This window comes from Aequorivita flava (genome assembly GCF_038742595.1).
Taxonomy (GTDB): domain Bacteria; phylum Bacteroidota; class Bacteroidia; order Flavobacteriales; family Flavobacteriaceae; genus Aequorivita; species Aequorivita marisscotiae.
In genome coordinates, this window is the sequence record NZ_JBANCF010000026.1 from 1 (window position 1) to 5,649 (window position 5,649).

General features: G+C 49.3%; 2 tRNA genes and 3 rRNA genes. All 5 read left to right on the top strand.

The features are described from left to right. Positions 1–352 precede the first annotated feature (352 nt). The 5 genes from VZD24_RS15035 to rrf all read left to right on the top strand — a co-directional run bounded on the left by VZD24_RS15035 (position 353) and on the right by rrf (position 5,643). A 16S ribosomal RNA gene (locus tag VZD24_RS15035) occupies positions 353–1,876 on the top strand. Between the two features lie 183 nt (positions 1,877–2,059). Next, a tRNA-Ile gene (locus VZD24_RS15040) sits at positions 2,060–2,133 on the top strand. A gap of 141 nt (positions 2,134–2,274) precedes the next feature. Beyond that, positions 2,275–2,351: transfer RNA gene (locus VZD24_RS15045), tRNA-Ala, on the top strand. Between the two features lie 173 nt (positions 2,352–2,524). After that, positions 2,525–5,354: ribosomal RNA gene (locus tag VZD24_RS15050) — 23S ribosomal RNA — on the top strand. A 179-nt stretch (positions 5,355–5,533) separates the two neighbouring features. Next, a 5S ribosomal RNA gene (gene rrf, locus VZD24_RS15055) occupies positions 5,534–5,643 on the top strand. The 16S, 23S and 5S rRNA genes sit together here with 2 tRNA genes alongside, the layout of an rRNA operon. Positions 5,644–5,649 lie beyond the last annotated feature (6 nt).

The following is a 5,649-nucleotide window of genomic DNA, read 5'->3' on the forward strand; positions in this document are numbered from 1 at the left end:
GGGAACAGAAAAGGGTTTTATATTTGCACCCGCTTAGCAGGACAGATAGCTGTTCAAAAAGAGTTAAGCCGGACGCTCTGAAATTTTTTTGAAATATTTTTTTAAAAAGTATTGCGGGATTAAAAAAGAGTTGTATATTTGCACCCGCTTAGCGAATGAGTGACTACAGAACACGAGTTTGCGAGGCGAGAAGAATAGAAAAAAAGTTCATTGAGATATTGAAATTGACAGCGTAGATCGGCATCCGAAAGGGTGTCGGTCAACAAAGAAACTAAACTAAGTGAGATTTTCTGGGATTTTTTTGAGAGTCGAGCTCTTACTGATGTATGGTCGCAATATTATTGAAGATTATACGATGAAGAGTTTGATCCTGGCTCAGGATGAACGCTAGCGGCAGGCCTAACACATGCAAGTCGAGGGGTATATGGTGCTTGCACCATAGAGACCGGCGCACGGGTGAGTAACGCGTATGGAATCTGCCTTGTACAGGGGAATAGCCCAGGGAAACTTGGATTAATGCCCCATAGCATTATAGAGCGGCATTGCTTTATAATTAAAGATTTATCGGTACAAGATGATCATGCGTCCCATTAGCTAGTTGGTGTGGTAACGGCACACCAAGGCTACGATGGGTAGGGGCCCTGAGAGGGGGATCCCCCACACTGGTACTGAGACACGGACCAGACTCCTACGGGAGGCAGCAGTGAGGAATATTGGACAATGGGCGAGAGCCTGATCCAGCCATGCCGCGTGCAGGAAGACTGCCCTATGGGTTGTAAACTGCTTTTTTACGGGAAGAAACACCGCTACGTGTAGCGGCTTGACGGTACCGTACGAATAAGGACCGGCTAACTCCGTGCCAGCAGCCGCGGTAATACGGAGGGTCCGAGCGTTATCCGGAATCATTGGGTTTAAAGGGTCCGTAGGCGGGCGATTAAGTCAGTGGTGAAATTCTGCAGCTCAACTGTAGACCTGCCATTGATACTGGTCGTCTTGAATCGTTGTGAAGTGGCTAGAATATGTGGTGTAGCGGTGAAATGCTTAGATATCACATAGAATACCGATTGCGAAGGCAGGTCACTAACAACGCATTGACGCTGATGGACGAAAGCGTGGGGAGCGAACAGGATTAGATACCCTGGTAGTCCACGCCGTAAACGATGGATACTAGCTGTCCGGCGCACATTGGTGCGCTGGGTGGCCAAGCGAAAGTGATAAGTATCCCACCTGGGGAGTACGTTCGCAAGAATGAAACTCAAAGGAATTGACGGGGGCCCGCACAAGCGGTGGAGCATGTGGTTTAATTCGATGATACGCGAGGAACCTTACCAGGGCTTAAATGTAGTCTGACAGGGGTGGAAACACCCTTTTCTTCGGACAGATTACAAGGTGCTGCATGGTTGTCGTCAGCTCGTGCCGTGAGGTGTCAGGTTAAGTCCTATAACGAGCGCAACCCCTGTTGTTAGTTGCCAGCGAGTCAAGTCGGGAACTCTAACAAGACTGCCGGTGCAAACCGTGAGGAAGGTGGGGATGACGTCAAATCATCACGGCCCTTACGTCCTGGGCCACACACGTGCTACAATGGCAGGTACAATGGGCAGCCACGCCGCAAGGCGGAGCGAATCCACAAAACCTGTCTCAGTTCGGATCGGGGTCTGCAACTCGACCCCGTGAAGCTGGAATCGCTAGTAATCGGATATCAGCCATGATCCGGTGAATACGTTCCCGGGCCTTGTACACACCGCCCGTCAAGCCATGGAAGCTGGAAGCACCTGAAGTCCGTCACCGCAAGGAGCGGCCTAGGGTGAAGCTGGTAACTAGGGCTAAGTCGTAACAAGGTAGCCGTACCGGAAGGTGCGGCTGGAACACCTCCTTTCTAGAGAAAGACGACCGAAATTCAACAAAGAGAGGCTCTTATATGAAAAGAACAAGGGAGTCTTGCTTGGTTTAGCTGTCAATTTTATAATTTTTTGAGAGAAAAGAAGAAAGAACAAAGAACAAAGAGGGATGCCGCAAGGATGTCTTTTCTCTTTCCTCTTTAATCTTTACTCTTAGGTACAGTCTCATAGCTCAGCTGGTTAGAGCGCTACACTGATAATGTAGAGGTCGGCAGTTCGAGTCTGCCTGAGACTACGAATAGAAATATTAGATTGGAGATTGGCGATTGCCGATCTTTTGGTCTGCAAAAGTTCATTTAAATAAAAATAGAGATTTTAAGAAGTTGAGTGAGTTCAACAATCGTTAATCGTAAATCAACAATCTGAAATCGATTACGGGGGATTAGCTCAGCTGGCTAGAGCGCCTGCCTTGCACGCAGGAGGTCATCGGTTCGACTCCGATATTCTCCACCACGGACAACAACCGTTGTTTTTCATTAGCTGCCCGTTATCCGGGCCTGAAGAATACGGGGATCCAGACAGTTCATTGACATATTGGAAATAAAGAATACGAGAAAAGTAATAATAAAGAGGTATACTTAGGGTATACCGAATTTTTGAATAACTCATTAAAGAGCAAAAAAGTACAATAAGCAAAATAAGAGCGTATGGGGAATGCCTAGGCTCTCAGAGGCGAAGAAGGACGTGATAAGCTGCGAAAAGCTGCGGGGATTGGCACATACAAGTTGATCCGCAGATATCCGAATGGGGCAACCCACTATGTTGAAGACATAGTATCCGCAAGGAGGCGAACCCGGGGAACTGAAACATCTAAGTACCCGGAGGAAGAGAAAACAATAGTGATTCCGATAGTAGCGGCGAGCGAAATCGGATTAGCCCAAACCGTACAGTTTACGGACTGTGCGGGGTTGTAGGACCACGACATTTGGTGCTTTACGAATAAGAACACGTTGGAAAGCGTGGCCATAGACGGTGATAGCCCGGTATTAGTAAGGACAGTTACCGATAGTGGTATCCTGAGTAGTGCGGGGCACGTGAAACCCTGTATGAATCCGGCGGGACCATCCGCCAAGGCTAAATACTCCTGAGAGACCGATAGTGAACCAGTACCGTGAGGGAAAGGTGAAAAGAACCGTGAACAACGGAGTGAAACAGATCCTGAAACCATACGCTTACAAGCGGTCGGAGCCAATTTATTGGTGACGGCGTGCCTTTTGCATAATGAGCCTACGAGTTACTGTTGCCAGCAAGGTTAAAGTTTTAAGAACTGGAGCCGCAGCGAAAGCGAGTCTGAATAGGGCGCCATAGTTGGTAGTAGTAGACGCGAAACCGTGTGATCTACCCTTGGGCAGGTTGAAGTTTGGGTAACACCAAATGGAGGACCGAACCCGTTGACGTTGAAAAGTCTTGGGATGACCTGAGGGTAGGGGTGAAAGGCCAATCAAACTCGGAAATAGCTCGTACTCCCCGAAATGCATTTAGGTGCAGCGTTGATTTATAGTTTTATAGAGGTAGAGCTACTGATTGGATGCGGGGGCTTCACCGCCTACCAATTCCTGACAAACTCCGAATGCTATAAAATGTTGATCAGCAGTGAGGGCATGGGTGCTAAGGTCCATGTCCGAGAGGGAAAGAACCCAGACCATCAGCTAAGGTCCCCAAATGTATGTTAAGTTGAAAAAACGAGGTTGGACTGCACAGACAGCTAGGATGTTGGCTTGGAAGCAGCCATTCATTTAAAGAGTGCGTAACAGCTCACTAGTCGAGCGGTCCGGCATGGATAATAATCGGGCATAAACATACTACCGAAGCTATGGACTTATATTTATATAAGTGGTAGGGGAGCATTCTGTCTGCGTTGAAGGTGTACCGTGAGGTATGCTGGAGCGTACAGAAAAGAAAATGTAGGCATAAGTAACGATAATGCGGGCGAGAAACCCGCACTCCGAAAGACCAAGGTTTCCTCAGCTATGCTAATCAGCTGAGGGTTAGTCGGGGCCTAACGCGAACCCGAAAGGGGTAGTGGATGGACAACAGGTTAATATTCCTGTACCTGCTCACGCTAAAAGTGACGGAGGCGTAAATTTGGTGCGAACTGACGGAATAGTTCGTTGAAGCCAGTGGCAACACGGCGATAGTACACTGAGACTTCGGTCAAGGTGATAATCCAGAGTAGCGACTTCCAAGAAAAGCGAGTGAAGCAGCCCGTACCCTAAACCGACACAGGTGGTTGGGATGAGAATTCTAAGGAGCTCGAGTGATTCATGGCTAAGGAACTAGGCAAAATAGACGCGTAACTTCGGGAGAAGCGTCGCCCCTCTCAAGGGGGGCCGCAGTGAAAGAGTCCAGGCGACTGTTTATCAAAAACACAGAGCTTTGCTAAATCGAAAGATGATGTATAAGGCTTGACACCTGCCCGGTGCTGGAAGGTTAAGAGGAGATGTTAGCTTCGGCGAAGCATTGAATTGAAGCCCCAGTAAACGGCGGCCGTAACTATAACGGTCCTAAGGTAGCGAAATTCCTTGTCGGGTAAGTTCCGACCTGCACGAATGGTGTAACGATCTGGACACTGTCTCAGCCATGAGCTCGGTGAAATTGTAGTATCGGTGAAGATGCCGATTACCCGCTGTGGGACGAAAAGACCCCGTGCACCTTTACTATAGCTTAGTATTGGTTTTGGACAAGTAATGTGTAGGATAGGTGGGAGACTTTGAAGCTGCGTCGCCAGGCGTGGTGGAGTCATTGTTGAAATACCACCCTTTGCTTGTCTAGAGTCTAACCCTTCACAAAAGGGGACAGTGCTTGGTGGGTAGTTTGACTGGGGTGGTCGCCTCCAAAAGAGTAACGGAGGCTTCTAAAGGTTCCCTCAATACGGTTGGCAATCGTGTGTAGAGTGCAATGGCATAAGGGAGCTTGACTGAGAGACCTACAAGTCGATCAGGTACGAAAGTAGAGCATAGTGATCCGGTGGTTCCGCATGGAAGGGCCATCGCTCAAAGGATAAAAGGTACGCCGGGGATAACAGGCTGATCTCCCCCAAGAGCTCACATCGACGGGGGGGTTTGGCACCTCGATGTCGGCTCGTCACATCCTGGGGCTGGAGAAGGTCCCAAGGGTTGGGCTGTTCGCCCATTAAAGTGGCACGCGAGCTGGGTTCAGAACGTCGTGAGACAGTTCGGTCTCTATCTACAGTGGGCGCAAGAAATTTGAGTGGATCTGACTCTAGTACGAGAGGACCGAGTTGGACCGACCGCTGGTGCACCAGTTGTCCCGCCAGGGGCACCGCTGGGTAGCTACGTCGGGAAGGGATAAGCGCTGAAAGCATATAAGCGCGAAACCCACCACAAGATGAGATTTCTTTAAAGGGCCGTGGGAGACTACCACGTTGATAGGCCGTAGGTGTAAGGGCAGTAATGTCCCAGCCGAGCGGTACTAATAGCCCATAAGCTTATGTACAAAGCCCCCCAACCCCCAAAGGGGGAGCCATCACTCCGGTGGTGGCAGGGGCGGCACACTCTTTTTTAAAGTAAAATTCACTTTTCTTCTATTGTTTGTTTTCCGATATGTCACGATATACACCCTCGCGCCCATACGGGCGCCAAGTGGTTCCCCCTTCGGGGGCTAGGGGGCTGATTTAAGGTGGTTATAGCGACGGGGCTCACCTCTTACCATTCCGAACAGAGTAGTTAAGCCCGTTTGCGCCGATGGTACTGCTATCCAGTGGGAGAGTAGGTCGCCGCCTTCCTTTAAA